Origin of the sequence: Acinetobacter sp. A1, from assembly GCF_012371315.1 — a bacterium.
Taxonomy (GTDB): Bacteria; Pseudomonadota; Gammaproteobacteria; order Pseudomonadales; family Moraxellaceae; genus Acinetobacter.
The window spans coordinates 1-26860 of record NZ_JAAZQY010000013.1 but is presented as its reverse complement, the minus strand read 5'-3'; the positions used below and the strand labels follow the sequence as shown (position 1 = coordinate 26860).

The following is a 26860-nucleotide window of genomic DNA, read 5'->3' as shown; positions in this document are numbered from 1 at the left end:
ACTAAAAATATTTTGTTATAAAATAATTATTTAGTGATTTTTTAGACTACATCTATTAACCTCCAGTTTTAGTTTTTATTCTAGAGGGTTCAAATGTCCAAATTAGAAGTCCGACAAGAAAATCATAAAATTTTTGTCTTTAAGAAAATTTTTGAGTTTGAGGCAGCAAAACAACAAGCGGAGAAAAAGAAACTAAATGCTTTTGGAATGTTTGCTAAGTTTAATCCTCTGAAACGCCCAACAGAAGAAACTGTACTGCTCAGCAATCAAATCTTACGCTACGAACCATTTTGGTTTGTAGCGAGTAAAAGAACTATAAATTATAACTGCTCTGTTACCTATCCAGTTCCCGTACACAACCCAAACGCTGTAACTATCGTCATAAACAATGGGCAAAGTGAACAGCTTTATCCTGTCATGCGCCAACAAGATAAAGCCAAAATAGATGTTCAAGTGATTGAAAAATGCCATAGAGTGATTGAATACTCTACCCATTTAGATGGTTTAAAACGAGAGTTAAAATCAAATGTTTTTATAGATTATATAAAAAAATTTGCCCATGACGAAGTCGACTCCGTTACTGTAGAAAATGTTTTACAACCCCTACTATCCCTAGATTCACTGACTGGCTTAGTCCGCTCAGAGTTACAAAATCAAGTCGTTAATGCTTCAAATATTGAAGATGACTTTGAAGAAATTACGTCCTTACATCTCTACTTCAGACCAGTGTATGCTTTTGAATACCATTGGTCAGCCGCAGATAAAATTGGAGTCATTGAGGTTGATGGACTAACGGGTGAAATTATTGAAAACGGGAACTGGTTCAAAAATACTTTTGATCAAGCATTTACTAGAGATAATCTGGTTGAGTTAAGTGCAGAACTGGCAAGTACTGTTGTCCCAGGTGGTGGTACAGTAATAAAAATAGCATCCAAAGTAATAAATTAACCCCCTAAAAAAATCATCGCCCGAGTTCTACTTCCTGTAAAACTCGGGCTCATGAGGTTGTGCTTTCAAAACTTATTGTTATTTTATTATGTGGCATTCCTTACCTACATCATATCCTTGATGTTCATCCATCGGCGTCGTCTTCCTTAATGGGATATTCCGTTCCCGAGTCCTTGTGCCGATGAAGTAATCTTAACCAGATCAGTCAGAATAAACTATGCGCCATGTGCCTAAATCCGTGTAAGCTATTTCGTACACTTTTCGATTGATTTCTAAACCGATTTACCCTGCTCTTTATACGGCTGCGCAATTTCATCTGTCACAATCTTTTCTTCTAGCTCAGCTTTTTCAATGCCTTCCTGAATTGCGTCCTGTGCTTCTTGCTCATCGGCATCAGTTTGAGGCAACTCTTCTTGAATCTGATCAAAAATACGCCCTGTCTGCAAAACCACATACACAGGAAAATGATCCGAGCCGATATGTGCTAAGCGTTTCATCTTGACCAAAGCAAAGTCTGTACTATGAAAAACATGGTCTAACGACCAACGCAGCAAGGGATAATCTGCATGAAAGGTATTGATGTAATGACGTCCTACCCGTGGATCAAGTAAGCCACTAATCCGCTGAAACAGTCGTGTCGTACGTGACCATGCCACATCGTTTAAATCTCCCATAACAATGCAACTTTCATCCAAATCTTTGATTTGATCACCCACAATAAGTAGCTCTGCATCACGCAAAGTTGAATCTTTGGCTTCAGTTGGGCTTGGTGGTTTAGGATGCAAACAATATAGCTGCACAGGTTGTCCTGAAGGCAAAAATACAGTGGTATGAATGGACGGAATTTCATCACTGAGAATAAATTTAATTTCTGTATCTTTGAGTGGCAAACGGCTATACAAATGCATCCCGTACAAATTATCTAAAGGAACTGCGACCCGATATGGATAATCCACCTCAATTTCAGTCAAAGCCTGTTGCCAAATTTGGTCAGACTCCAAGGTCAAAACCAAATCGGGTTTCAGTTGCTGAATTTTTTCAATGAGCAAATGATGCTTTTGATTGGGCGTCAGCACATTGGACACAATTAAAGAAATTTGTTTTTCAGGGTTCAATTGTTCAGGACGAACTTGCTTCACCTGTTTTTTCCACAATAAAGTGTACGGCAAGACCATTTTGAGTTGATAAGCCAAAGCAGCAATCACGCCAATCAAGATCACTTGGCGTGACATATCCCATGGATGTTCCCAAACTAGCAATAAAATAAAGGCAATAATCCCCAGTGCTAAAATTTGCAAACGCGGAAAATCTGCGCCCCGAATCCACCACTCATCACGCGGAATCAGCGACCAAAAACTGAGCCAAATCACCAATATTGCCAGTATCTCCACCCAAATCATGTTGTCTAACTCACTTGTATTTTTTGATTTTTCTTGCTTGAAACAAATGTTATCAATTTGTATGTAACATAAACTAGAGATTTCACTCAATAATACTCATGTTTTGTTCATGTAATGCTTGCAGTTGCGCCCCCTTTTGATAAACTCATACTCCTTTTTGTTTTTTAACGCACCGAGGCAAAGTGACATGAAAGTAGGTCTGGTCGGTTGGCGCGGGATGGTCGGTTCCGTCCTTATGCAACGTATGGTTGAAGAAAATGATTTTGCTCATTTTGAGCCATTCTATTTCTCTACCAGTAATGCTGGCGGTGAAGCACCAGCGTTTGGTGGTAAGACTGCTCCAGCACTTATGGATGCAACAGACCTAAACAGTCTGAAGCAAATGGATGTCATTATTACCTGTCAAGGTGGTGACTATACTTCTGAAGTTTTTCCAAAGCTTAAAGCTGAAGGCTGGAATGGCTACTGGATTGACGCAGCATCTACCCTACGTATGGATGATGAAGCCATTATCGTGCTTGACCCTGTCAACATGAATGTCATTAAAGATGGCTTGGTGAATGGCACTAAAACTTTCGTGGGCGGAAACTGTACTGTTTCACTCATGTTGATGGGCTTGGGCTCACTGTTCCAAAACAATTTAGTGGAATGGGCGACGTCAATGACTTATCAGGCAGCTTCTGGTGCAGGTGCGCAAAACATGCGTGAGCTGATTACAGGCATGGGCTACCTCTACAACAACACCAAAGACTTGTTGGATGATCCACGCTCACCAATTTTAGACATTGACTCTAAAATTGCAGCATTACAACGTGGCGAAGGTTTCCCATCAGCAAACTTTGGTGTGCCTTTAGCGGGTTCTTTAATTCCATACATCGACAAGCAGCTTGAAAGCGGCCAATCGAAAGAAGAATGGAAAGGTCAAGTTGAAACGAACAAGATCTTAGGCAATCAGCAGATCGTTCCAATTGATGGTCACTGTGTTCGTATTGGTGCAATGCGTTGTCACTCTCAAGCGATCACCTTGAAGCTGAAAAAAGACGTACCATTGAACGAAATTGAAGATATGATTCGTCAATCAAGCCAATGGGCTAAAGTTGTTCCAAATACTCGTGAAGCATCTATGACTGATCTGACACCTGTAGCTGTGACTGGTACTTTAACAGTTCCTGTGGGTCGTTTGCGTAAAATGAACATGGGCAAAGAGTACTTAGGTGCATTCACTGTAGGTGACCAATTACTTTGGGGTGCTGCTGAGCCATTACGCCGCATGTTACGCATCTTAATTGATTACAAAAACGCCTAAACACTCGCTTGATCACTCAATCATTTTGATGTTGTGATCTAGCACTAAAAAGCCAGTCAAATTTTGACTGGCTTTTTTATGTAATCGGTGTGTTAATATTTTACAATCGACCTACAACTCGCTACTCTATCCTTTTCGCCTTGCGATAAATGACCGAGCTAACAATTAAGATGACTGTATATAACAAATTAAAGATCGCCATTTTATCTATTTTGGCTTCGCAGCAAATGTATGCAATGAATGTTGACCCAATTCAAATTCAGTCAACAGCTGGGGAATTGCTTTATGCTGAAATCAACTTTCGTCAATCCAATATTAATGAACCGATTGATGTAAGTTTGGCTACAGCAGAAGATTTAATGTCTATTGGTGCAAGCCATCGTCCACCGGGCCATCTTAACTTTTTTACCCGCCGCAATGGCAATGGTACAGGGGTCATTACCATTACCTCCTCTCGACCTTTGACAGAGTCTGAGCTTAATATTGTGGTTAAAATTAAAGAAGGCAATGCAACACGTTTACAGCATATTCGTACACCATTAAAGCGCAGCACACCTGCCCCGCTCGCCACAACGCAGCGCAGTAATGAACAGGCTTTAACCCCTGTGATGATCGTGAATGAGCAAGATATTGCCTTAAATTTACCTGTAAGCACTCATTACCAAGTTGAAACACCGAAAGCCATTGAACGTAACGCGTTTGAAGCACCACTTACCATTCAACGCAGTGCTCCTCCTGCTCTCAATCAACAGCAAGTGACTGTAGTACAAACTGCACCAAGCCGCAGCACAACACCAAGTAACACCGTGGTTAACACAACACCAGAGCAACAAGTCAGCAATTCCACAACACCTAAAACGACGACCACAACCTCCTCTGTGACTGTGGCACAACAATCTGCTGATCCTTTGGTTCAAAAATTTGCTGCCGAACAGCGTGCAAAACAAGCAGCTCAAGCTAAACCCGAATCACCAGCCAGCAAAGCTGCTCAAACAGCAACAACCAAAGCAAAACCAAGCGTGACAGCACCAAACAAGACTCAACATGTGGTGCAATCAAATGAGTCTTTATGGGCAATTGCCTCACGTATTGCGGGTGAAAATAACCAGCCTGTTGCAAAAGTCATGCAACAAATTAAAGCCAATAATGAGCATGCTTTTATTCAGGGAGATGCCAATCGTTTACGTCGTGGTGCAACCCTAAACCTACAGACACAAGCAGGTACAAAAGCCCAGAAAAAAGCAACGATTCCAGTGCCTGAACAAGCCACTGCAGCACAATCTGGCAAAGCCAAATATCGTTTGAATCAGGCTGAAATGAGCCTTGTCGCTGAAAATCAACAAGACTCCACCCATGGTTCTGCGAAAAAGAACACACAATCCACACAAACTTCGGGTGACTTGTCATTAAAAGTTATGACATCCCGCGAGAAAACCGTTAAATTACAAAAGAACGTAACAGAATTAGAATTGGCATTACGTCAGAAGGATCACAGAATTCAATTACTCAATGCGCGCTTGGCTGAACTGCAACAACAATTGCAAAAACAACAAGCAGCAAATAAGCCAAAACACTAAATGTTACTTACAATGATTTTTTTGGGATATAAGGTCAAACACGCACCACATCCTCAAGGGGTATAAACATGCTGATTTATGTGATTCCGTTTATTTTGCTACTGGTAATCGCAATTTTCTTGAAAAAGCGTGAAGCAAGTAAAGAAGCTGAACCAACCACCAAAAAAGCAGCAACGCCAGCAAAAAGTAGTGCAAAAAAAACCACGACTACAAAAAAAACGGCACAAAAATCAGTTGCTGTTGAAGATGTGGTACCTGCAGCACAGCACTCTACCCCTGTACCTGTTAAAATTCAGACAAATATTGAAAATCTGATTAAGGAACGTAATTTCTTTGCTGCAGAAGCACAGATCAATCAGGCCTTAAAACGCGATAATTCTTTACACGGTCTGTATTTATTCTTGCTCGACATTCATTTACAGCAAAAAGATGAGTTTGCGATTAATCAGTTACTTAATCACATACAAGCTTTAGGCCTTGATGATATTTTGGTGCAAGCTGAAGCTAAAAAGCAATTATTTGATGAGCAAAATAATAAAGCAATTGATGGAATTGATTTTGAACCTACAACAGTAGATACAGTTATTACTGAACAAAAATCAACAGCTGATTTTGATGCGCTTATAGAGACCAAGAATGAAAAACATTCGGAAAGTACATCATCATTTGACCAGTTACAACACGAATTAACCTCAAATAAAACTACAGATACTGCAGCTGGCTTAGAATTTGATACCTCATCATTAAACTTAAGCCCTGCTGCACCTGTAGAAAAAGTGGCTGAGCCTGAATTAAAAGCTGAACCTGCTGCTTTAGACTTTAATTTTTCTGTAGATACTGCAACAGATAAAACTGAAACACCCACAATTACATCTGAGTCAAGTACAAGTGCTACAGAAGCAGCCCAACCACTTGAGTTTTCTTTTGATTTAAAACCGAATAAAACTGAAACACCAGCAAGTGCACCTACTACCACTGAAGCCCCAAGTTTAGACTTTGACTTTTCAACAACAGAAACCCCTACGGCTGTTGAAGCAAAAACTGAACCTGCAGCATCTGAATTCAATTTCACATTTGACAGCACTCCTGCTCCAGAAACAACAACTGAAGCCGAAACCCCAGTTGAGGTCATTGCTTCTCCAACTCAAGAGCAAGAAATTACAACTGCTCCTGTTGCTGCAACCGTTGACCTGAATGACCCATTGGTTAAATCATTCCCTGATTTAGCTCAGGTTGATGAAATTCAATTAAATTTAGACTTGGCTGCCCAATATATCGAATTGGGTGCTTTTGATGCTGCCAAGGCCTTACTCAGCGAACAAGATGCAGATTACTCAACTGAACAACGCCAACGTGCCGATCAGTTACTGAATCAAATCGCTTCTTGAAGCAAATCCAATTAAGATAAAGCAGTCATCCTTGACTGCTTTTTTTATGATGAAAAAAATCGCTTTGATTTATATGGGCGGCACCTTTGGCTGTGTCGGAGAACCCCTAAGTCCAATGCCTGCTGAGCAATTTCTACCTCGCTTAGCACAAGTCCTCCCCCTAAATTTAGATATAGAATGTTTTGTTGCACCTGTTATTAAAGACAGTAGCGCCTGTACCGCAGCAGACTGGCTATTGCTGATTCAATATATTCAACAATTACAACAACAAGATTTTCAGCATTTTGTGATTCTGCATGGCACTGACACTCTCAGCTATGCCAGTGCAGTATTGGCACGTTTTTTAACGCATTCTGCTCACGTCATTTTAACAGGTAGTCAATACCCACTTTTAAATGTACAAGGCACAGACACCCGTGAATTTAGCGATGCACTCGATAACCTAAATTTTGCTTTAGCGCAGATTCATCAAGTGAATCTGGGCGTATATCTGGCTTTTCATCACCAACTCATTCACGCGGCAACAGCCCTGAAACAACACACCACGGAGCTGAATGCGTTTACAGGGCAATCTGCTCTAGCCTGCAGTGAAATTCAGCCATACGATGAGCCACCGTTAAGCATCACAGCTCAGCATATTGAAAAAGCTCAGCACTTTAATTGCCTAAACTGGATGCTACAACCGATTGCACTTTCAGCCTTGATCCAGAATTTAAAAGCCTTACAACAACATCCACCCCACTGTCTGATTTTACAAAGTTATGGCACAGGCAATATGGCAGTCAATGCCGAGATCATCGCCCTTATTCATGCCCTGCAAAGCCAGCAATGTGCGGTGATTCTCACCACACAAGTCACCTTTGGGGCAATAGAACAACGCTACGCCATCAGCCAATGGTTGCAAGACAGTAAAATTTTGATCAGCAATTGCCACAGCCATGCAGATCTGTATGCAAAAGCCTTAAAAATACATTTACAATACGACAGCCTTGCACAGTGGTATGCGCATTGGCATTCTTCAGTGTAATTTGAGGTCATTATGCAGCGTTTTGCAGTCGGAATTGAATTTTGTGGCATTCGTTATCGTGGCTGGCAAACCCAGCAAGCAGGCGTGCCGAGTGTGCAGGAAACCATTGAAAAAGTCCTGAGCAAAATTGCCGATGAACCAATTATTTTACACGGTGCAGGACGTACCGATGCTGGCGTGCACGCAACTAATATGGTGGCGCATTTTGATACTCATGCTATTCGCCCTGAACGTGGCTGGTTAATGGGTGCCAACAGCCAACTACCTAAAGATATTGCGATTCAATGGATTAAGGCTATGGACATGGATTTTCATGCCCGTTTTAAGGCACAGGCACGCCGCTATCGCTATGTGGTTTACAATAATCCGCAACGTCCTGCCTTATTGCATAAGCAAGTTACACATGCTTATTATCCCTTAGATGTCGACAAAATGATTGCGGCTGCACAGAAATTTGAAGGTACGCATAATTTTGAGAGTTTTCGTGCTGCTGGATGTCAATCCAATCAACCTGTACGCCATGTCAGCCATTGCCGCCTGATTCGTCACGGCAATTATTTGGTACTGGATATTCAAGCTGATGGCTTTTTGCATCACATGGTTCGCAACATTATGGGTTGCTTATTAGAGATTGGGCAAGGGCTGTATGAAATTGACCATATTGACCAAATTTTTGCAGCACAAGATCGTAAGGCTGCAGGCATTACCGCCCCACCTGACGGCTTATATTTTATTCAGGCGCATTATCCGGAACAGTTTGATTTACCCAAAGTTCCTTTAGGGCCGCATTGGTTAAACATGCCTGAATAATTTCTTTTTCAAAATTTTAGTCCCCCTAACCTCCTGATCAGAGAAGAACTAAATTCCCTGAAAAAGTGCAGCAATGAAAAATCCCTCCATTTAGGAGGGACTTGAACAGGCAACTTAACGCTGTTTGCGCTTTCTATATTCCACAGGGGTTTCATTGGTCCAGCGCTTAAATGCACGGTAAAACGTGCTTGGCTCAGAGAAACCCGTTAAGTACACAATTCGCTCCACACTTTCATTGGTATTAGAAAGTAAGCGTTTCGCCAAACGACAGCGATAATCTGACAAAATCTGCTGAAAACTGGTATTGGCTTCACTCAATTGCGTACGTAAGCGACGTGGTGTGATATTCAATTGTGCCGCTACTGTTTCCAGTGTAGTTTCACCACTTTCCAAGGTAGAGCCAATGGCACGTCGTACCTCACCCACCAAATCATAACGTGCCAATTCCTGCAGCTTTTCCAATGCCAGTTGCTCATGTAACTGCAGCAGCTCAGGTTCAGCCTGCCAAAGCGGATACTCTAAAATACTTGGATCAAAGTACAAACGAGTTTCTTTTTGCCCCAAGCTTACTGGACATTCAAACACCCGAAAGTATTCATCATCCATTGCCCCTTCACTAAAATTGAAGTCGATATAAATGGGCTGAAATCTGCCTTCGGTAATAAATTTAAAAAAGCGCAGTACACCCGACATAGCACATTCAGAAAAGTGGCGATTGACAATATTTTCAGACCACGGCTGCACCCCGTTAGTCAAATAACAACGGTCATCCTCAACCACCAGTTTGGCATCAAAAGCATCACTAATTAGACGTTGATAGGCCAAGGCACGCTTTAAGCCTTCTCCAAAGTTTTCTGAAGAAATAAACAAGTGCTCAATCACTTGCCCTCGGTACAATGGCAAATGCTCACCCAAGTGTAAACCGATATCTGGGTCTTTGCTGACTTCTTCAGCTGCAACCCAAAATGCATATTGTGCATTTAAAGGCGTACGTTGATTGGCATCGACCTGATTTAAGGCCACGCCTGCTTTTGTTAAAATTTCTTCGGTTGGCAACCCCGCACGACGAATCGCTTGGTAGCCTAATCGCAATACAACCGATGCATCAGTTAGCTGACCCACGCAAAAACCTTCCTTGTATGTACTTCATTTATACCCAAAAAGATTGAAATTAGATTAACTGCGATTGACCGAACTGACAACCTACCCAAGCCCCTTTTTACAGAAAAAGTATAAACCGATGATTCGCTTATTTTACTAACAGATGCGCGGCGTATAGGGTAAAGCATCTTGATTTTTTCAGAAAAATTGCCTATAATTTGCGCCTTTCCAATTTGATACTCAGGTAGGCCATGGCCAATAAAGAGGAACTCATCGAGTTCGAAGGCGTTGTCACCGAAACGCTTCCTAATACTATGTTTCGTGTACGTTTAGAAAACGGTCATGAAGTGATTGCTCACATTTCTGGTAAAATGCGTAAACACTATATTCGCATTTTAACAGGCGACAGTGTGAAGGTTGAAATGACACCTTACGACTTAACCAAGGGTCGCATCACTTACCGCGCACGCTAAGTTTTAGAGTAAGCTAAAGCCACTTCCATAGTGGCTTTTTTACGTTCTTTTTTAAAAATTCTTCCATTCTCAAACCTTTTCTAGCTACCGCCTATCGAATCGCAACATTTCTTCCAGCTTTGCTCGCTACAATAAAATTTTGAGCAATAGAGAAAAGTTTATGTTTTTTCGATCTTGCGTTGCTTGTATAACAGGTCTTTTTGCACTCAGTTTTGTGGCGTGTAGTAGCAACCCACCGCATTCCACTTTAAACCGCGATGCTTATTTACAGCAATTTATTGGTCAATCTAGCCAGTATATCCTGACCCATCTGCAATTAAGCCAAATTGGCTATCAGCAGCTTGGTACAGCTCAAGCCACCCCTCAATTGCTACATTACCATATCATTCGTCCTGTACGTGTTCCGATCCCTATGGCGCAGCATCCCACTACAGGTATTGGTGCTGTTCCATTAAATATCGGTATCCCGAGTCATGAAAGTTACGATGTTGCACTGACTTGTGATTTGTATTTTCGCCTACAGCAGGGTATTGCTACCGCAGTGTATGTTTCAGGACAACGCTGTTAATTCTCCTAGCTAAAATAATCCGAAAGTACAAAAACTAATTAAAAAACGCAGCCCGAAGACTGCGTTTGATGATTTGATTTTGAGCTGTAAGCGATAGGTTAAATCGCCTAAATTTTTAGTTGAGTGCCGTAACGACTGCTTGACCCATTTCAACCGTACCAACTTTATTCATGCCTTCAGACATAATATCGGCAGTACGTAAACCTTGATCTAATACATTGCCTACAGCATCTTCAATGGCTTTTGCTGCAGCTTCTTCACGGAAGGTATAACGCAACATCATTGCTACAGAAAGAATCGTCGCCAATGGATTCGCTAAGTTTTGACCTGCGATGTCTGGCGCTGAACCATGACATGGCTCATACATACCTTTACCATTTTCATCTAAAGAAGCAGATGGCAACATACCAATAGAACCCGTCAACATTGCCGCTTCATCAGACAAAATATCACCGAACAAGTTAGAGGTTACAATCACGTCAAACTGTTTTGGTGCACGTACCAATTGCATCGCTGCATTATCTACATACATGTGCGATAAATTGATGTTTGGATAATCTGCTTGCTGCATTGCAGTGACTGTTTGCTTCCACAACTCTGTCACTTCAAGCACGTTAGCTTTATCGACAGAACATACTTTACCGCCACGTAAGCCAGCCAACTCAAAGGCAACTTTGGCAATACGCTTAATTTCAGACTCTGAATAAACGTCGGTGTTATAACCTTGTTTTTCACCATTTTCTAATTCACGAATACCACGTGGCTGACCGAAGTAAATACCACCTGTTAATTCACGTACAATCAGAATGTCCAAACCTGCTACAATCTCAGGTTTCAAGCTAGAAGCATCTGCCAATTGTGGGTACAAAATCGCTGGACGTAAGTTAGCAAACAAGTTCAATTCACTGCGTAGTTTTAATAAGCCACGCTCTGGACGAATTGAACGCTCAATATTATCCCATTTTGGACCGCCAACAGCGCCTAATAAAATTGCATCGGCTTTTTTAGCCTGTTCAGATGTTACTGCAGGGTACGGTTCGCCATGTGCATCAATTGCAGAACCACCCAATAAACCTTGTTCCCAAGTCAAACCCAAATTGAATTTTTCATTGACACGTGTCAGCACTTGTTCAGCAGCTTTCACAATTTCTGGACCAATGCCGTCACCAGCTAAAATCAAAATATGTTTTGACATGAAAATTTCCATTGTTAATAACAGTCAACGACTGTAGAGACTAAATTTTTTGTTCCACAAACTCGCCCAAGCCATTCAGGACATTGTAGGGTTTGCAAAAACGACGAATGGGTTTGTTGTTTTGCATCAGTTCCACGCAGAGTGGATCGGGTGCAGATACATTTAACAAGCTACCTTTAGTACGAATGCGGTCTCGATACATTCTAAAGGTGTATTTTTGCTTGGCATTAAACTTATGAATGACATGCAATTTTTCTGCACGATCTTTAGAAATCGGATAAAAACGTATCACCAACTCATGCTGCGCAGGAGGCACAGACAAATACAAGGCGTTCGATTTATTTAAGGAAGATTCCTGTAAACGCACCAAACCTTGTTTGATGGCAGTACGTGTCACACGATGATTTTCTGCATCTACAATGGTGACTTTATTTAACCGTTCAAATTCACAATCATCCGTACCTGTACAGTAAATTAATGCATTGGATTTAGTTTGCGCAGTTTCTTTTACCTGTTTAAGCCGTGCTGTATCCCACGTTTGGCATGCACTTAACGCAGTCACACAAAATCCAATTACAGCAAGCTGACCGAAAATCTTACTCATTGTTCGCGCCCAACCTCACTTGTTAGATACAAAATATAAAAATTATTATGTGCCGATGTTAGCAAGAGTTAGGCCACGATGCTATGACTAATTTGACTGGACTTAAGCCTGAATTTCAGCAAAAACCCATGGACGAGATTGCTTGGTTTTCTCTTCATAAGCACGAATATCATCTGCCGCTTGCAAAGTTAGACCAATATCATCTAAACCATTCAACAAACAATGTTTACGGAATGGATCGACCTCAAACTTAAATGCAGTACCGTTTGGTGTACGTACTTCTTGCGCTTCTAGGTCAATGGTTAATTGATAACCTTCTGTCGCAGCACACTCCTTAAATAACTGCTCCACCTGATCTTCAGCTAAAATTACAGGTAACATGCCATTTTTAAAGCAGTTATTAAAGAAGATATCAGCAAAGCTTGGTGCAATCACGGTACGGAAACCGTACTCATTCAATGCCCACGGCGCATGCTCACGGCTTGAACCACAACCAAAGTTAGCACGTGAAATCAAAATTGATGCGCCCTGATAACGTGGTTGATTCAATACGAACTCAGTATTCAACGGACGTTTTGAATTGTCCTGTCCTGGATAGCCTTCATCCAAATAACGTAATTCATCAAATAAGTTATCGCCAAAACCTGTACGTTTGATAGATTTCAAAAACTGTTTTGGAATGATTAAGTCTGTATCGACATTGGCACGGTCTAAAGGTGCAACGATACCTTGTTCAACGGTATATTTTTTCATGTTTAATTCTCACTGAATCCGTAACCTCTTCCCCTCTCTTCTATCACGAGAGAACTCCTTCTCCCTCTTAGGAGAAGGTTGGGATGAGGGAATAACTTAGAATGAACGTACGTCTACAAAATGACCTGCAATTGCAGCTGCAGCAGCCATTGCTGGACTCACCAAGTGAGTACGACCACCGTTACCCTGACGACCTTCAAAGTTACGGTTTGATGTCGATGCACAGTGCTCACCTGGTTGTAACTTGTCTGCATTCATGGCCAAGCACATTGAACAACCTGGCTCACGCCATTCAAAACCTGCTTCTACAAAAATTTTGTCTAAGCCTTCTTGTTCTGCTTGTTGCTTCACTAAGCCAGAACCAGGAACGACCATCGCTTGTTTAATGCTTTCAGCAACTTTACGACCTTTAATGACTTCAGCTGCGGCACGAATATCTTCAATACGCGAGTTGGTACATGAACCAATAAATACACGGTCTAATTGAATGTCTGCCAAAGACTGACCTGCAGTTAAACCCATATATTGATAAGCACGTGTCCAGTCATTGCGCTGTACGTCATCTTTAGCTTGTTCTAAAGTCGGTACGGCTTGTGACACTGGAATCACCATTTCTGGAGAAGTCCCCCAAGACACTTGTGGCTCAATCTCTTCACCTTGCAATACAACGACGGTGTCAAAGTGTGCGCCTTCATCTGAATGTAAGGTATTCCAATAAGCAACTGCAGCATCCCATTGCTCGCCTTTCGGTGCGTAGTTACGATCTTTCACGTATTCAATGGTTTTGTCATCAACAGCCACCATACCTACACGTGCACCCGCTTCAATGGCCATGTTACATACGGTCATACGGCCTTCAATGGACATATCTCGGAAAACTTGACCACCAAATTCAATCGCATGGCCTGTACCGCCTGCCGTACCGATTTTACCAATAATAGCCAATACGACGTCTTTTGGGGTAACGCCCTGACCTAATTTGCCATCTACACGCACCAGCATGTTTTTCATTTTCTTTTGAACTAAGCATTGGGTTGCCAATACGTGTTCAACTTCAGAAGTACCAATACCATGTGCCAAACAACCAAATGCACCATGTGTCGCTGTATGTGAGTCACCACACACCACCGTCATGCCTGGTAAAGTTAAACCTTGCTCAGGCCCAACCACGTGCGCAATACCCTGACGGATGTCATTGATGTCAAACTGCACCACGTTAAAGGTTTTACAGTTGTCATCCAAGGTTTGCACCTGAATACGTGAAGTATCATCTTCAATACCTGCAATACCATCTGCACGCTCTTTTTTAGAGGTTGGTACGTTGTGGTCAGGCGTTGCCACGTTGGCACTTAAACGCCACGGTTGACGACCTGCAAGTTGTAAGCCCTCAAACGCTTGTGGAGAAGTCACTTCATGCAATAAATGACGGTCGATATACAATAAAGCTGAGCCATCGTCACGTTGGGTGACCAAGTGATCATCCCACAATTTGTCATACAAAGTTTTTGCTGTTGGATTTTGTGCTTGTTGGTTTTCGCCTGCCATGTCAGATCTACTCCACTGGACTGGGTAATTTTTTCATTCTTTCGATTATAACCGCGAATTTGTATAAATCTAATTTATCATTTTTATTAATTTAAAAACTTTTGGGAATTAATATTTATCTCCAAGCAAAATATTTTTATTGGTTCAAACCTGTTTTGTTTTCAAGTTGAGTTCAATCAACATCGTTTCATCTAAAAAATAATTACGACTAAAATCTAATTTTCCAATCAAAAACACAAAAATATTCGTTTTTACAAATCAAACAAGAATGATTATCCTTTAGCTATCACACAGAGAAACACCAAAGCAGCACAGGAGTATCACATGAGTCATATTCAAAAATTTGTTGCTAACAATCAACGCATGTTCAAAAAGACCTTGAGCTACTACATTATGCACATCACCGTGGCAATGGTGGTTGGTTATGTGGTCACGGGTAATATTTGGATGGCTATTACCTTAAGTTTGGTCGAACCAACGGTTCAAGCGGTGGCTTATTTCATTCACGAACGTATTTGGGAAAAGAAAACACAAGCTGAAGAGACCAATATTATCGCCTAGTTAACATATCGTTATGCTCTAGTTATCCTCTTCTCAAGTGAATACTGCTGTTCTGATTCTTCCTCTTAGATCATCGTAGCGCATGCACCGATGATCTTTTTTTATACCCTTTTCAATCCGCTCCCTTGAGGATATTTCTGCCTACAGTTTCAAAATATGTAGAATTTGTTTTGATTAATTCTAATTTTTTCTAAATAATAAACACAGTGATAAAAAATACTTATAGGTAGTTCAGATGAATCTTGCAGCCTTCGAAGCTTTTGTAAAAGTCATGGAAACGGGTTCTATTTCTTTGGCCGCAGATCAACTGTTTATTACCCAGCCTGCAGTAACCAAACGCATTCACAGTTTGGAAGATTATTTTGGTGTAAAACTGTTTGAATCGGCAGGACGTGGCGTACAAGCCACACATGCGGCACATTCATTGTTACCTAAAGTTAAAAACTGGCTGAATGAGCTGGGCGATATTCATCACACCCTCAGCCATGAACAAGGGCAAGTTCAAGGCAAACTAAAAATTGGCACCAGTCACCATATTGGTTTGCACCATTTACCCAATCATTTACGTGAATACGTACAGGAATTTCCCAATGTCACGCTAGATGTGCATTTTGTCGATTCTGAACAGGCACATGAGCAGGTTTTGGCTGGAGATTTAGAACTGGCTTTTCTGACCCTTCCACCTAAACTGGATGAGCGCTTGGCTTATGTCACCATTTGGAATGATCCTTTAGTCTTTGTCGTGGCGCCATTTCATCCTCTAGCAGGTCAAAAAAACCTACAATTGTCCGACTTACTTAGCTACCCAAGTTTGTTACCCGCTGCGCAAACCTATACCAGTCAAATCACCTTAGCAGAGTTTGAAAAGCAAGGGGTAAAACCTAAAGTCACCATGAGCAACAACCCGTTAGAATCAATTCGGATGTTGGTGTCTATTGGTTTGGGCTGGTCTGTTCTACCCAAAACTTTGGTCAATCAGGACTTGCAACAGTTAGATATTGATTTAGAAATGAACCGTCAACTCGGTATGGTATGGCATCCTGGACGGACACAATCACGTGCAGTTTTAGAATTGATTGAGATGATGAAGCATTAAGCATTACAACTCAAAAACATTTTTATCTATAAAGCTTACTTTTCTAGACTCAACAAAATAGCCCTCAAGTGATTCATCACTTGAGGGCTATTTTTATCAGAATTTCAAAATGCTGCGTGGTCTATTTCTTAACGATTGACCGAATCTTCATGTAAAGATTCATTCAATTGATCCACCACAATCGCCCATGAACCATCCGATTTTATTTTTTCAACAATAAACTGACGTTGTGCGTCTGTCCAAAAATCAGCATCGGCAATATTGGTTTCTGCGCTAAGTTGATGTGTCACAATAAATTGCTGAATCGCTTCTTCACTGGCATCTAAACCTAATTGTTCAAATAAATGTGTCATTCTTGGGCGTACACCGCTCATTTTTTCACTCCTGCTGTTTTTTAATTCTTGCCTTACCTTAGCACGCCTATTCTAAAAATGAATGACATAATCCAACATTACAGCAAATAAAAACAAAACAGAAACAAGCGACTAGTTACACCTGATACAGCGACAATTGCGCTAATCTAAGCTTTAAATTGACCAATCCTGCACATCCCACCCTTGCTCTTCCGCCAAAGCCTGTAAACGTGCATCGGGGTTTACTGCAATGGCATGATCGGCATACTCCAGCAAGAAACGGTCGTTAATGGAATCTGAATATGCCCAAGACTCGGTCACATCGCGGCCTTCTAGCCATTGCTCCAAACGTACCAATTTGCCTTTTTGGTAACATGCAGTGTTAATGACCTTACCTGTATATTTTCCATCGACCACTTCCGCATTGGTTGCAATAATTTCAGTAATGCCAAATTCACGAAAAATAGGTGCCGTAATAAAGTCAGAAGTTGCAGTGATGCCTACCAATTCATGTCCTAAAGCCTGATGACGCTGAATCGCTTTAAAGCCTTCGGGACGCATTTGCGGACGAATCACCTTTTGCATAAATAGTTCATGCAATTCGGTCAGGTATTGATTGTCGTGCTGAGTTAAAAATTCAAATACAAATTCGTTATATGCAATTGGGTCGAGCTGCCCTGCTTTGTAGTCTTCATAAAACTTGTCGTTCATGGCGCGGTGACGGACTGGATCGACCAAACCTTCATTTACCAAAAACTCACCCCAAGAATGATCTGAATCAGTATTTAACAAGGTGTGATCGAGATCAAATAGCGCCAATTTCATGAAAATACTCGTAAAAACTGAAATTTAAGAAAAAAATTGTAAATCTATCTCCGCTAGTCGATAGAAATTCGTTAAGATCATAGCAATTTTAACATTATTTACACTTTGCGTTTTCGAGTTGGAGAAAAGAAATCATCATCCCCGAGTGCAAAGTCATAAATTAAACAATATTTAGGTAGCCAAATGATCGACTCAGAAGGTTTCCGACCCAATGTCGGGATCATTTTGGCAAACGAGTTTGGACAAGTTCTATGGGCAAAACGCATTGGTCACAATGCATGGCAATTTCCACAAGGAGGTATCCAATATGGAGAAACCCCTGAACAGGCACTTTATCGTGAGCTGAGAGAAGAAGTTGGCTTACTGCCCGAACACGTCCAAGTTATCGCGCAAACTAAAGGTTGGCTGCGTTATCGTTTGCCACATCGGTACATACGCACGGATTCAGACCCAGTATGTATTGGTCAAAAACAGAAGTGGTTTTTATTGCAACTGACGGCTTCAGCCCATCATATTCGGCTGAATTTGTCCGACCCACCTGAATTTGATCAATGGCAATGGGTCAGTTACTGGTATCCGCTCGGTCAGGTCGTCAATTTTAAACGTGACGTCTACCGTAAAGCGATGGTGGAATTGTGTAATCAATTACCGCTCAAAAAACCTTAAAAACCTGCAAAAAATGTAGGTTTTTAAACTTAATGTTATAGACGCAGTTGTGATAACTTAGGGTCATGAGCTGTGTAACAACTGACCTAAAAATAACCCATCTAAATATGGAGTAGCGCGTATGTCAAACATGCAACTGGATACCCTTAGACGCATTGTGCAAGAAATCAATGCGTCCACCAGTTTGCATGAATCACTCGACATTATGGTGAATCAGGTCGCAGAAGCCATGCATGTGGATGTCTGTTCGATTTACCTGTTGGATGAACGTAATCAGCGCTACTTACTCATGGCTTCAAAGGGTTTAAACCCTGAATCTGTGGGACATGTGTCTTTACATACCAGTGAAGGTCTAGTCGGACTGGTTGGACAGCGTGAAGAAATCGTCAATCTAGACGATGCACCTAAACATGAACGCTTCATGTACTTAGCTGAAACAGGTGAGGAAATTTATAATTCCTTCCTTGGCGTACCAGTCATGTACCGTCGTAAAGTGATGGGTGTTCTTGTGGTGCAAAACAAGGACAAACAAGACTTTTCTGAAGCGGCAGAGTCCTTTTTAGTGACGCTCTGCGCCCAGCTTTCAGGCGTGATTGCACATGCGCATGCCGTGGGTAATATTGATGTATTCCGCAAACCGAACAACCTGCCGGCCTACAAAACCTTTCAGGGGGTATCGGGTTCAGGCGGGATTGCTTTAGGCCGTGCGGTCATTTTGTACCCTCCTGCGGATTTGGCTGCTGTGCCAGACCGTGAAGCCGATGACATTAGCGAAGAGCTGACTTTACTGGACAACGCACTCGATGCGGTGCGTCAGGAAATTCAGGCGCTTGATGACAAAATGCAGGATGCCTTAATGGCAGAGGAACGTGCACTGTTTAGCGTGTTCCTGCGCATGTTAGATGAAAATGCCCTACCTGCCGAAATTAAAGAACTGATTCGTGAAGGGAACTGGGCGCAAGGTGCGGTGCGTATTGTCATAGACAATCACATTGCCCTATTTTCGCAAATGGAAGATGACTATTTGCGTGAGCGTGTGTCTGATCTGAAAGATTTAGGCCGTCGTATTCTTGCCTCTTTGCAAGAAGCTGATGCCAGTCACCGTGAACTGACCGATGAAAGCATTTTAATTGGCGAAGAAATTTCCACCGCAGCTTTGGTAGAACTGCCTGTTGATAAAATTGCAGCGATTGTCACCACCGAAGGGGCGATGAATTCACACATGGTGATTGTGGCACGTGCCCTTGGCATTCCAACTGTAGTGGGTGTGACAGAGCTGCCAATCAACAGTCTAGACGATGTAGAAATGATTGTAGATGCGCACCAAGGTCGGGTCTTCATCAACCCGCCACGACGTATGCGCACGCGCTATAAAGAGATTCAAAAAGAAGAAGAACAAATTGCCAAAGACCTGAAGCAATATGAAACCAAAGATGCCATTACCCCTGACGGCGTTGCGGTAAAATTGTACGTCAATACAGGCTTGATGATTGATGTTGTACGTGGCGTGCAACGTGGTGCCAAAGGGGTCGGTTTATACCGTTCTGAAATTCCGTTTATGTTGCGTGATCGCTTCCCGGGTGAAGAAGAACAACGTGCTATTTACCGCCAACAGCTTAGCCATTTTGCCAATAAACCTGTGGTGATGCGTACGCTGGATATTGGTGCAGACAAGGACTTGCCATACTTCTCAATTGAGGAAGAAAACTCAGCCTTGGGCTGGCGTGGAATTCGCTTCACGCTGGATCACCCTGAAATTTTTTCTTCACAAATTCGCGCCATGCTCAAAGCCAGCATTGGTCTAAATAATCTGCATATTTTACTGCCTATGATTACCAGTGTCAGTGAAGTAGAAGAAGCCTTGTACTTGCTAGATCGTGACTGGCAAGCAGTACAGGAAGAAGAACAGGTTAAAATTAACAAGCCTAAAATTGGCATTATGGTAGAAGTGCCGAGTGTACTGCTGCAAATTGATGAATTTGCCCCATTGGTGGATTTTTTCTCGGTGGGGTCAAACGACTTAACCCAATATTTATTGGCTGTTGACCGTAACAATCCGCGTGTAGCCAACGTCTATTCACACTTTCACCCTGCAATACTACGCGCCTTAACCCGCTTGGTAAAAGAATGTCATAAATATGATAAGCCAGTGAGTGTCTGTGGTGAAATGGCGGGAGACCCGCTGTCTGCGGTACTTCTGATGGCGATGGGCTTTAATACCCTGTCGATGAGTTCAAGTAATATTCTGCGGGTACGTAAAGCGATTTGTCATGTACCAATGAGTGATGCACAAAATCTACTAGAACAAGCCTTAAAAATGAATAACCCACTTATGGTAAAAAGTTTGCTTGAATATTATTTTAAAACCCATGGCTTGGGCGATATGGTGAAACTGGCAACACGCATCGTAGCGCCATAAACATTGCTAAAGCTCAAGCAGCACGCAATACATCCCAAAAACAACAAGGGCGATAATCATCGGAATATCGCCCTTGTTTGTGTTTGCTATAGCCTCGTTTGGCATTTTTCTTGCGGTCTACAAAAACCTGACTTTTGTTGACCTCATGCATGTGCTTTGCCACAAAGTTATGCTGAATAAGTTCTGGCTGTTTTTTCTTTGCCATGATGCTGTTCCTTTCAGTTGATCATTGAAATGAGCAGTATGCCTGCTCTATATAAATGGAGGTGTTGGCGTAAAACTCAAGCCGATAATATCTGCAAAATATGGTTAATCTTCCTTCACCCTTCCACACAAATTGGGCAGCCGATCATACGCTTTTTTGTACAATTTACAAGCGATTTACCCTAAATAGTGCTAAGATAAAAATAAGGGTGAAAAACTTACTAAAAGCAGTTTTACTGGATTTTTCTAACGGTTATTTTTGAAAGCTATTTTAAAGAATATTCAGCTGCTTTACCCATACAATTATAGCACGAAATTCTAAAAAATTTTATTACTTTGCAAAGACTTAGTAGTTATAAAATCCACTAGAAAAACGGCAATGATTGGCTAATATGAATATAGAAGATCAGTTAAACAAGACCATTAAAAACAGGAGTCAAATCTATGATTTATGAAGTATCTGGAGATATTTTACTGAGCGAAGCACGTGCAATTGCTCACGGTGTTGCCCCTAACGATAACTTTGCTACAGGTTTGGCTTTAAGTCTGCGCGAGCACTGGCCTGCATTGTATAAAGACTTCCGTAACTATTGCCATATTTACCACCCGAAAGCGGGCGAGCAATGGACTTGGGTTAATGCTGAAGGTCAACGCATTGTAAACCTGATGACTCAGGAAGCCGCTTATGACAACGGTTCAAAACCTGGTAAAGCATCAACAGAATACGTAAACCGTACTTTGAAAAACTTAAAACAGTTGATTGAAGAAGAGAAAATTGAAAGCTTGGCATTACCACGTCTTGCAACAGGTGTAGGCGGTTTAGATTGGGAAGATGTACGTCCACTGATCTACAAACACTTAGAAGATTTGGATATTCCGATCTACATTTACACGCTTTATCAAAAAGGTGTAAAAGCTGAAGAGCCTGCGAAATAAGTATTACCAGATCAGCTTTGACTCGATCTATTGAGTGTGATTATTCAACACTTAACTGAAAGAGACGGTTCGATTCACCCGTTTGGTGTTTGCCAAGCGGGTGAATTTTTTGGTGTTCTGAACACAGCGAGCGAGTATTGAGTTTTATGCCGCAAATGCACGCTGTAAAATGGCTGCAACATCTACCTGTTCAGGTTTCAGCATACCTACCACTTGCCCATGCGACTCACTATAACGTGACTGGATAAAACCCTGTGCAACAAAGTCTGGGGCATAACGCAGCAACAATACCGCTTGTGCCAAGATCACTAAACGGCTGACTAAAGAACGTGCCATAAATTGCAAATCATTGCTGTTCGTGCTCTTCAATAACTGCTGCAAACGATCTAATTCACTGCCCAAAATAGCATCTGTAATGGCAGTACCCGCCAAGTCTTGTAATAACACCTGAATTAGCTCAGGTTCTCGCTGCATGGCGCGTAGCACATCTAAGCACATCACATTGCCTGAACCTTCCCAAATGGTATTCACAGGCGCTTCTTTGAAAATACGTGCCATGATGCCGTTATCGACATAACCATTGCCACCAAAGACTTCCATCATCTCGCCTGTAAGCTCCACAGCTCGTTTGCATACCCAAAACTTCGCTGCAGGTGTCATTAAACGCTTCCATGCCAAAGACACAGCATCATCGCTTTCATAACAATTTGCCAAATGAAAACTGAGTTGTACTGCAGCTTCAGTTTCCAGTGCTAAATCTGTCAAAACCGCCTGCATTAATGGCTGATTAGCCAGCGTCTGCCCAAAAGCCTGACGCTGTCGGGTATAGGCAAGGCACTGCACAAGGGCTTGGCGCAACATGGCACTACTGCCCACAGCACAAGTTAAACGGGTGTAATTCGCCATTTCAATAATCGTGGGAATACCACGCCCCGCTTCTCCAATCATAATGCCCCAAGCCTTCTGAAATTCGACTTCTGAACTGGAGTTGCTGCGGTTTCCGACTTTGTCTTTTAAGCGCTGTACCTGAACATGATTTTTGCTGCCATCTTCCAACCAGCGCGGTACAAAGAAACAAGCCAAACCATCTTGCTCGGTATTGGCCACCACCAAATGCGCATCACACATCGGGGCCGAGAAAAACCATTTATGCCCTGTCAGTAAATAAGCTTGGCCTCGTCCTGTTTCTGCGACTGGAACGGCAAGTGTTTGGTTGGCACGCACATCTGAACCACCCTGCTTTTCTGTCATCCCCATGCCGAGCCAAATAGATTTCTTTTGTGAAATTGGCACATCACGCGGATCATATTCATTGCTTAGCAGCTTTTCGCCAATTTTGGCCCACAATTCAGGTTCACGCTGAATCAGCGGAATACTGCCCAAAGTCATAGAATTCGGGCATAAATTACCACATTCAACTTGTCCTGCCAGATAAAACCGACTGGCCCAATCCACCCACTTTGCTGTAGATTGAAGCTGTTTAAATGGATGCGCATGGGTGTCAAATTCACGATTCAGCGCCATCCAGTGATGCCATGCGGGATGAAACTCAACCACATCCTGACGACGTCCACGAGCATCAAAGGCATGTAAAATAGGGGTATGCCGATTGGCTAAATCTGCATAGTGATAATATTCTGCCGAAGCCGCAATTTGCCCCATTTCATTGAGCTGTGTCTGATCCGTACTACCATAACGAGATAAAATTTCTTGTAAAACAATGTCACTTTCAAATAAGTTATAGTCTTGTAGTTCGTCAAACTGATTTTGAATTTGATGGGTCGCCCATGTTTGCATTGTGTTAGATCCCTGATGATTTTTTCCTGATGATGCTTTTCAGTATAGAAAATAATAAGCAGCAAGGTGTTCGGCTTTATTTATGAAAAATTCTGAGATACAAGTACGTCGTAAACCGCGCCAATCAAGGGCTAAACTGACCCAAGAGGCCTTACAGGAAAGTTTTGTTCGGCTTTTACATGAACGCCCTGCAGATCAAATTACCATTCGTGAAATTACAGACTTGGCAGGCGTGGGTTTAGGCACGTTTTATGAATATTTTTCTAAAAAAGAAGATTTAATTGCACTCACCATTCACCTACACGTGAAAACCAATGCAGAACGCCTACAAACTTATGCACATCGGCAACTGGAGTTATCCACAAATCTGGCTTTTGAGGATTATTTGCAGCTAATTGTAGGCTTTCAGCTCGAACAGATTCAGGCTCAACAATTTTTATGGGCGCATAGTTTTTTATTAGAGCGGCAAATTTCTAGCATTGAAATTTATAGAAAAAGTTATGCCATGATGGTGCAGATGTGGCTGAATATTCTTGGCCCATTTATTGCCAATACAAGCCAGTGCTACGCCCTTGCTTTAAATATGCAGCGTATTTGCTATGGTTTTGTCGCACAAAGTTTATTAATGGAGCCTAATTTTCAGGATTGGCCGCAATTACGTAGTGATATGTTGCAAGCCATGCAGCCTTTTTACAACAACCTGAAAAGCCTTTAATAGCTTCCAATTTACGTCAGCCAAGCACTCAGTTTTAGCATCGTTAATGCCAATCATCAGCAACAAATTTATCTATTTGTAAAATCAATAAAATCGTTTTACATTAAAATGGTAAGATTTAGATGCTTTCAGCTATGCATGACATTTCAGCATGATATTGTGGTGTTGTAGTTGATTTTTAAACGAACAAAACGGTTCATGGCAGCTTGCTTTATGAAGATAAGTTTCTAATGCAGCCCCCTACATGATGATCACAATAATGGAGAACAATGATGAGCCAAGATATTAAAAAATGTCCTGTGACGCATTTAACCACTGACGCGGGCGCACCCGTTGTTGATAACCAAAACAGTATGACCGCAGGTGCTCGTGGTCCATTGCTTGCGCAAGATTTATGGCTCAATGAAAAACTAGCTAACTTTGTTCGCGAAGTGATTCCTGAGCGTCGTATGCATGCCAAAGGTTCAGGTGCTTTTGGTACATTTACAGTGACCCATGACATTAGCCAATATACTCGCGCTAAAATCTTCTCTGAAGTGGGCAAAAAAACTGAAATGTTTGCGCGCTTCTCTACCGTTGCAGGTGAGCGTGGTGCTGCCGATGCAGAACGTGATATTCGTGGTTTTGCACTGAAATTCTATACCGAAGAAGGTAACTGGGATTTAGTTGGTAACAACACACCAGTATTCTTCTTCCGCGACCCTCGCCAATTCCCAGACCTGAACAAAGCCGTAAAGCGTGACCCGCGCACCAACCTACGTGATGCAACCAACAACTGGGATTTCTGGACATTACTGCCAGAAGCATTACACCAAGTCACCATTGTGATGTCTGACCGTGGTATTCCAGTCGGTTATCGTCACATGCATGGTTTTGGTAGCCATACCTATAGCTTCATTAATGCCAACAATGAACGCTTCTGGGTAAAATTCCACTTCCGCACGCAACAAGGCATCAAAAACCTGACCGATGCTGAAGCAGCAGAATTAGTTGGTCGTGACCGTGAAAGCAGCCAGACTGACCTATATAACGCCATTGAACGTGGTGATTTCCCTAAATGGACGCTGTTCGTACAAATCATGCCTGAACTTGAGGCAGAACAAGTACCATATCATCCATTTGACCTGACCAAAGTTTGGCCTAAAGGTGACTATCCACTCATTCAAGTGGGTGAGTTTGAGCTGAACCGCAACCCAGAAAACTACTTCCAAGATGTTGAACAAGCCGCCTTTGCGCCAAGCAACCTTGTTCCAGGAATCAGCTATTCACCAGACCGCATGCTACAAGCGCGTTTAGTTAACTATGCCGATGCTGCTCGTTACCGTGTAGGCGTGAATCATTCACAAATTCCAGTGAATGCAGCACGTTGTCCCGTGCACTCAAACCGTCGTGATGGTCAAGGTCGTATGGATGGCAACTATGGCAGCTTGCCACACTACGAGCCAAACAGCTTCCACCAATGGCAAGAGCAGCCACAATACCGCGAACCTGCATTAAAAATCCGTGGTGATGCAGATTTTTGGGATTACCGTGAAGACGACAGCAACTATTTCAGCCAACCACGCGCCTTGTTCAACCTAATGAACCCTGAGCAAAAACAGGCACTGTTTGATAACACTGCACGTGCAATGGGCGATGCGCTAGACTTCATTAAGTACCGCCATATTCGTAACTGTTACGCATGTGACCCTGCTTATGGTGAAGGTGTTGCTGCTGCGTTGGGCATGACTGTTGCAGATGCACAAGCTGCTCGTGCAACGGATCCTGCACTTGGTCAGCCAGGTGTACTGTAATCTTTACACTTAAAGATTTACTAAAAATATGTCTTGTCCTGAAATAGATTGACAGTATTCCACTTCAAACCGAGTTAAGCAATTAGCTCGGTTTTTGTTTGCTCATACATCTGATTCGGGGTGTTCATATTTAAACTTAAATGCGGTCTATAACAATTGTAAATCATGATAGATTCCGCAATTAAGTGATCTAACTCCTTCATGGTTTGACATCGCGTGGTTAAAAACTCCTGCTTTAATATTCCATTAATTCGCTCTGCTAATGCATTCTGATAACAGTCCTTGCCATCTGTCATGGAAGGACATATCCCATAATGGCGCAATGCCGATTGATATAGCTCAGAGCAATATTGAGCACCTCTATCTGAATGATGAATCATCCTAGTCGCTCGATCTGTCGCTTGCTGCATCGCCATATGTAGAGCCTGCACAACATTCTCCGCACGCATATCATTCGATAACTTATAACCTTTAATCTGTCGGGTATAAGCATCTGTCACCAAGGATAAATAATGCACACCTTCAGCACTCTCAACATAGGTAATATCACTAACAAAGACTTCATTGGCTTGCACTGCTGAATAATCCTTTAATAAATTTGGATGCTTCTTCATCCAATGCTTGCTATCCGTAGTTTTTGTATAGCGACGCTTAGGGCGAATCAATAAGTTATTTTCTTTCAATATTTTAAATAACTGATCCCGTCCACACTTTAAACCACGTTGCAACAATTTGCCTTTAATAAGCCAATACAGCTTACGTGTTCCGATACTTGGCATGAGACAGCGATATTCCATAAC

General features: G+C 42.1%; 26 protein-coding genes. 15 read left to right on the top strand and 11 right to left on the bottom strand.

Features of this window, described 5'->3' with window-relative positions; all coding sequences use genetic code 11:
* The first annotated feature begins 93 nt into the window (after positions 1-93).
* On the top strand, positions 94-948 hold the full coding sequence (locus HHA41_RS06560; protein WP_168418512.1) for a hypothetical protein: 855 nt from the start codon (positions 94-96) through the stop codon (positions 946-948).
* A gap of 272 nt (positions 949-1220) precedes the next feature.
* Here HHA41_RS06560 and HHA41_RS06555 read toward each other — a convergent pair whose 3' ends face one another.
* On the bottom strand, positions 1221-2348 hold the full coding sequence (locus tag HHA41_RS06555; RefSeq protein ID WP_168461066.1) for an endonuclease/exonuclease/phosphatase family protein: 1128 nt from the start codon (positions 2346-2348) through the stop codon (positions 1221-1223).
* A gap of 187 nt (positions 2349-2535) precedes the next feature.
* On the opposite strand from HHA41_RS06555, the gene asd reads away from it, so the two are divergent.
* The 5 genes from asd (at position 2536) to truA (ending at position 8456) form a co-directional block, all read left to right on the top strand.
* A complete protein-coding gene (gene asd, locus HHA41_RS06550; RefSeq protein ID WP_168461064.1) occupies positions 2536-3654 on the top strand; it encodes an aspartate-semialdehyde dehydrogenase in 1119 nt (372 codons plus the stop codon).
* A gap of 170 nt (positions 3655-3824) precedes the next feature.
* Positions 3825-5231: a hypothetical protein gene (locus HHA41_RS06545; RefSeq protein ID WP_227591979.1), complete on the top strand. Its 1407-nt coding sequence runs from the start codon at positions 3825-3827 to the stop codon at positions 5229-5231.
* Positions 5232-5299: 68 nt separating this feature from the next.
* The gene (locus tag HHA41_RS06540; protein WP_168461060.1) at positions 5300-6619 is read left to right on the top strand and encodes a fimbrial protein FimV; all 1320 of its coding nucleotides are present in this window, start codon (positions 5300-5302) and stop codon (positions 6617-6619) included.
* Between the two features lie 46 nt (positions 6620-6665).
* Positions 6666-7646: an asparaginase domain-containing protein gene (locus tag HHA41_RS06535; RefSeq protein WP_168461058.1), complete on the top strand. Its 981-nt coding sequence runs from the start codon at positions 6666-6668 to the stop codon at positions 7644-7646.
* A gap of 12 nt (positions 7647-7658) precedes the next feature.
* Positions 7659-8456, top strand: a complete 798-nt coding sequence (gene truA, locus HHA41_RS06530) for a tRNA pseudouridine(38-40) synthase TruA (protein ID WP_168461056.1) — start codon at positions 7659-7661, stop codon at positions 8454-8456.
* 114 nt (positions 8457-8570) lie between these two features.
* Here the strand turns inward: truA and HHA41_RS06525 are convergent, their stop codons facing one another.
* The gene (locus HHA41_RS06525) at positions 8571-9578 is read right to left on the bottom strand and encodes an AraC family transcriptional regulator (protein WP_168418505.1); all 1008 of its coding nucleotides are present in this window, start codon (positions 9576-9578) and stop codon (positions 8571-8573) included.
* A gap of 230 nt (positions 9579-9808) precedes the next feature.
* Here HHA41_RS06525 and infA point away from each other — a divergent pair, with 230 nt between their 5' ends.
* Positions 9809-10030 (top strand): translation initiation factor IF-1, encoded by a 222-nt coding sequence (gene infA / locus HHA41_RS06520; protein WP_001284370.1) that lies wholly within the window; start codon positions 9809-9811, stop codon positions 10028-10030.
* Between the two features lie 160 nt (positions 10031-10190).
* Positions 10191-10598 (top strand): hypothetical protein, encoded by a 408-nt coding sequence (locus tag HHA41_RS06515; protein ID WP_168461054.1) that lies wholly within the window; start codon positions 10191-10193, stop codon positions 10596-10598.
* A 115-nt stretch (positions 10599-10713) separates the two neighbouring features.
* Here the strand turns inward: HHA41_RS06515 and leuB are convergent, their stop codons facing one another.
* The 4 genes from leuB to leuC form a co-directional block, all read right to left on the bottom strand.
* Positions 10714-11793 (bottom strand): 3-isopropylmalate dehydrogenase, encoded by a 1080-nt coding sequence (gene leuB / locus HHA41_RS06510; RefSeq protein WP_168461052.1) that lies wholly within the window; start codon positions 11791-11793, stop codon positions 10714-10716.
* Between the two features lie 40 nt (positions 11794-11833).
* Positions 11834-12397: a hypothetical protein gene (locus HHA41_RS06505; RefSeq protein ID WP_168417507.1), complete on the bottom strand. Its 564-nt coding sequence runs from the start codon at positions 12395-12397 to the stop codon at positions 11834-11836.
* Positions 12398-12499: 102 nt separating this feature from the next.
* The gene (gene leuD / locus HHA41_RS06500; protein ID WP_168417508.1) at positions 12500-13150 is read right to left on the bottom strand and encodes a 3-isopropylmalate dehydratase small subunit; all 651 of its coding nucleotides are present in this window, start codon (positions 13148-13150) and stop codon (positions 12500-12502) included.
* 96 nt (positions 13151-13246) lie between these two features.
* The gene (gene leuC, locus HHA41_RS06495; RefSeq protein ID WP_168417509.1) at positions 13247-14695 is read right to left on the bottom strand and encodes a 3-isopropylmalate dehydratase large subunit; all 1449 of its coding nucleotides are present in this window, start codon (positions 14693-14695) and stop codon (positions 13247-13249) included.
* 324 nt (positions 14696-15019) lie between these two features.
* On the opposite strand from leuC, the gene HHA41_RS06490 reads away from it, so the two are divergent.
* A complete protein-coding gene (locus HHA41_RS06490; RefSeq protein ID WP_167845755.1) occupies positions 15020-15256 on the top strand; it encodes a DUF2061 domain-containing protein in 237 nt (78 codons plus the stop codon).
* 235 nt (positions 15257-15491) lie between these two features.
* Complete coding sequence (locus tag HHA41_RS06485) at positions 15492-16352, top strand: LysR family transcriptional regulator (RefSeq protein WP_167845754.1); 861 nt, start codon at positions 15492-15494, stop codon at positions 16350-16352.
* A gap of 128 nt (positions 16353-16480) precedes the next feature.
* On the opposite strand, the gene HHA41_RS06480 is transcribed toward HHA41_RS06485, so the two are convergent.
* Positions 16481-16726 carry a DUF2789 domain-containing protein gene (locus HHA41_RS06480; protein ID WP_167845753.1) on the bottom strand — a complete coding sequence of 82 codons (246 nt, stop codon included), beginning with the start codon at positions 16724-16726 and terminating at the stop codon, positions 16481-16483.
* A gap of 153 nt (positions 16727-16879) precedes the next feature.
* The gene (locus HHA41_RS06475) at positions 16880-17530 is read right to left on the bottom strand and encodes an HAD family hydrolase (RefSeq protein ID WP_168417510.1); all 651 of its coding nucleotides are present in this window, start codon (positions 17528-17530) and stop codon (positions 16880-16882) included.
* Positions 17531-17713: 183 nt separating this feature from the next.
* Between HHA41_RS06475 and HHA41_RS06470 the strand changes: the two genes are divergently transcribed.
* Both HHA41_RS06470 and ptsP read left to right on the top strand, forming a co-directional pair.
* On the top strand, positions 17714-18196 hold the full coding sequence (locus HHA41_RS06470; RefSeq protein ID WP_004976084.1) for an RNA pyrophosphohydrolase: 483 nt from the start codon (positions 17714-17716) through the stop codon (positions 18194-18196).
* Between the two features lie 121 nt (positions 18197-18317).
* Positions 18318-20615: a phosphoenolpyruvate--protein phosphotransferase gene (gene ptsP, locus HHA41_RS06465; protein ID WP_168417511.1), complete on the top strand. Its 2298-nt coding sequence runs from the start codon at positions 18318-18320 to the stop codon at positions 20613-20615.
* A 13-nt stretch (positions 20616-20628) separates the two neighbouring features.
* On the opposite strand, the gene HHA41_RS06460 is transcribed toward ptsP, so the two are convergent.
* Positions 20629-20820: a hypothetical protein gene (locus tag HHA41_RS06460; protein ID WP_168417512.1), complete on the bottom strand. Its 192-nt coding sequence runs from the start codon at positions 20818-20820 to the stop codon at positions 20629-20631.
* A gap of 443 nt (positions 20821-21263) precedes the next feature.
* Here HHA41_RS06460 and HHA41_RS06455 point away from each other — a divergent pair, with 443 nt between their 5' ends.
* Positions 21264-21755 carry a macro domain-containing protein gene (locus HHA41_RS06455; protein ID WP_004976080.1) on the top strand — a complete coding sequence of 164 codons (492 nt, stop codon included), beginning with the start codon at positions 21264-21266 and terminating at the stop codon, positions 21753-21755.
* 144 nt (positions 21756-21899) lie between these two features.
* Here HHA41_RS06455 and HHA41_RS06450 read toward each other — a convergent pair whose 3' ends face one another.
* Positions 21900-23552 carry an acyl-CoA dehydrogenase family protein gene (locus HHA41_RS06450; RefSeq protein ID WP_168461050.1) on the bottom strand — a complete coding sequence of 551 codons (1653 nt, stop codon included), beginning with the start codon at positions 23550-23552 and terminating at the stop codon, positions 21900-21902.
* A gap of 82 nt (positions 23553-23634) precedes the next feature.
* On the opposite strand from HHA41_RS06450, the gene HHA41_RS06445 reads away from it, so the two are divergent.
* Positions 23635-24267, top strand: coding sequence for a TetR/AcrR family transcriptional regulator (locus tag HHA41_RS06445; RefSeq protein ID WP_168461048.1), 633 nt, complete (start codon positions 23635-23637; stop codon positions 24265-24267).
* Between the two features lie 272 nt (positions 24268-24539).
* A complete protein-coding gene (locus HHA41_RS06440; protein WP_168461099.1) occupies positions 24540-26060 on the top strand; it encodes a catalase in 1521 nt (506 codons plus the stop codon).
* 74 nt (positions 26061-26134) lie between these two features.
* On the opposite strand, the gene HHA41_RS06435 is transcribed toward HHA41_RS06440, so the two are convergent.
* On the bottom strand, positions 26135-26860 hold a 726-nt coding region (locus HHA41_RS06435), incomplete at its 5' end, for an IS3 family transposase (RefSeq protein ID WP_216075689.1).

What these genes read in the sequence shown, in the direction of transcription:
- HHA41_RS06540 (WP_168461060.1), top strand. Translation starts at nt 5,300, where the DNA reads ATGCTGATTTATGTGATTCCGTTTATTTTGCTACTGGTAATCGCAATT.
- HHA41_RS06460 (WP_168417512.1), bottom strand. Translation starts at nt 20,820, where the DNA reads ATGGCAAAGAAAAAACAGCCAGAACTTATTCAGCATAACTTTGTGGCA.
- HHA41_RS06490 (WP_167845755.1), top strand. Translation starts at nt 15,020, where the DNA reads ATGAGTCATATTCAAAAATTTGTTGCTAACAATCAACGCATGTTCAAA.
- leuB (WP_168461052.1), bottom strand. Translation starts at nt 11,793, where the DNA reads ATGTCAAAACATATTTTGATTTTAGCTGGTGACGGCATTGGTCCAGAA.
- HHA41_RS06505 (WP_168417507.1), bottom strand. Translation starts at nt 12,397, where the DNA reads ATGAGTAAGATTTTCGGTCAGCTTGCTGTAATTGGATTTTGTGTGACT.
- HHA41_RS06555 (WP_168461066.1), bottom strand. Translation starts at nt 2,348, where the DNA reads ATGATTTGGGTGGAGATACTGGCAATATTGGTGATTTGGCTCAGTTTT.
- asd (WP_168461064.1), top strand. Translation starts at nt 2,536, where the DNA reads ATGAAAGTAGGTCTGGTCGGTTGGCGCGGGATGGTCGGTTCCGTCCTT.
- HHA41_RS06440 (WP_168461099.1), top strand. Translation starts at nt 24,540, where the DNA reads ATGAGCCAAGATATTAAAAAATGTCCTGTGACGCATTTAACCACTGAC.
- HHA41_RS06470 (WP_004976084.1), top strand. Translation starts at nt 17,714, where the DNA reads ATGATCGACTCAGAAGGTTTCCGACCCAATGTCGGGATCATTTTGGCA.
- HHA41_RS06445 (WP_168461048.1), top strand. Translation starts at nt 23,635, where the DNA reads ATGAAAAATTCTGAGATACAAGTACGTCGTAAACCGCGCCAATCAAGG.
- truA (WP_168461056.1), top strand. Translation starts at nt 7,659, where the DNA reads ATGCAGCGTTTTGCAGTCGGAATTGAATTTTGTGGCATTCGTTATCGT.
- HHA41_RS06475 (WP_168417510.1), bottom strand. Translation starts at nt 17,530, where the DNA reads ATGAAATTGGCGCTATTTGATCTCGATCACACCTTGTTAAATACTGAT.
- HHA41_RS06545 (WP_227591979.1), top strand. Translation starts at nt 3,825, where the DNA reads ATGACTGTATATAACAAATTAAAGATCGCCATTTTATCTATTTTGGCT.
- leuD (WP_168417508.1), bottom strand. Translation starts at nt 13,150, where the DNA reads ATGAAAAAATATACCGTTGAACAAGGTATCGTTGCACCTTTAGACCGT.
- HHA41_RS06455 (WP_004976080.1), top strand. Translation starts at nt 21,264, where the DNA reads ATGATTTATGAAGTATCTGGAGATATTTTACTGAGCGAAGCACGTGCA.
- HHA41_RS06515 (WP_168461054.1), top strand. Translation starts at nt 10,191, where the DNA reads ATGTTTTTTCGATCTTGCGTTGCTTGTATAACAGGTCTTTTTGCACTC.
- HHA41_RS06485 (WP_167845754.1), top strand. Translation starts at nt 15,492, where the DNA reads ATGAATCTTGCAGCCTTCGAAGCTTTTGTAAAAGTCATGGAAACGGGT.
- HHA41_RS06535 (WP_168461058.1), top strand. Translation starts at nt 6,666, where the DNA reads ATGATGAAAAAAATCGCTTTGATTTATATGGGCGGCACCTTTGGCTGT.
- leuC (WP_168417509.1), bottom strand. Translation starts at nt 14,695, where the DNA reads ATGGCAGGCGAAAACCAACAAGCACAAAATCCAACAGCAAAAACTTTG.
- infA (WP_001284370.1), top strand. Translation starts at nt 9,809, where the DNA reads ATGGCCAATAAAGAGGAACTCATCGAGTTCGAAGGCGTTGTCACCGAA.
- HHA41_RS06480 (WP_167845753.1), bottom strand. Translation starts at nt 16,726, where the DNA reads ATGAGCGGTGTACGCCCAAGAATGACACATTTATTTGAACAATTAGGT.
- HHA41_RS06560 (WP_168418512.1), top strand. Translation starts at nt 94, where the DNA reads ATGTCCAAATTAGAAGTCCGACAAGAAAATCATAAAATTTTTGTCTTT.
- ptsP (WP_168417511.1), top strand. Translation starts at nt 18,318, where the DNA reads ATGTCAAACATGCAACTGGATACCCTTAGACGCATTGTGCAAGAAATC.
- HHA41_RS06450 (WP_168461050.1), bottom strand. Translation starts at nt 23,552, where the DNA reads ATGCAAACATGGGCGACCCATCAAATTCAAAATCAGTTTGACGAACTA.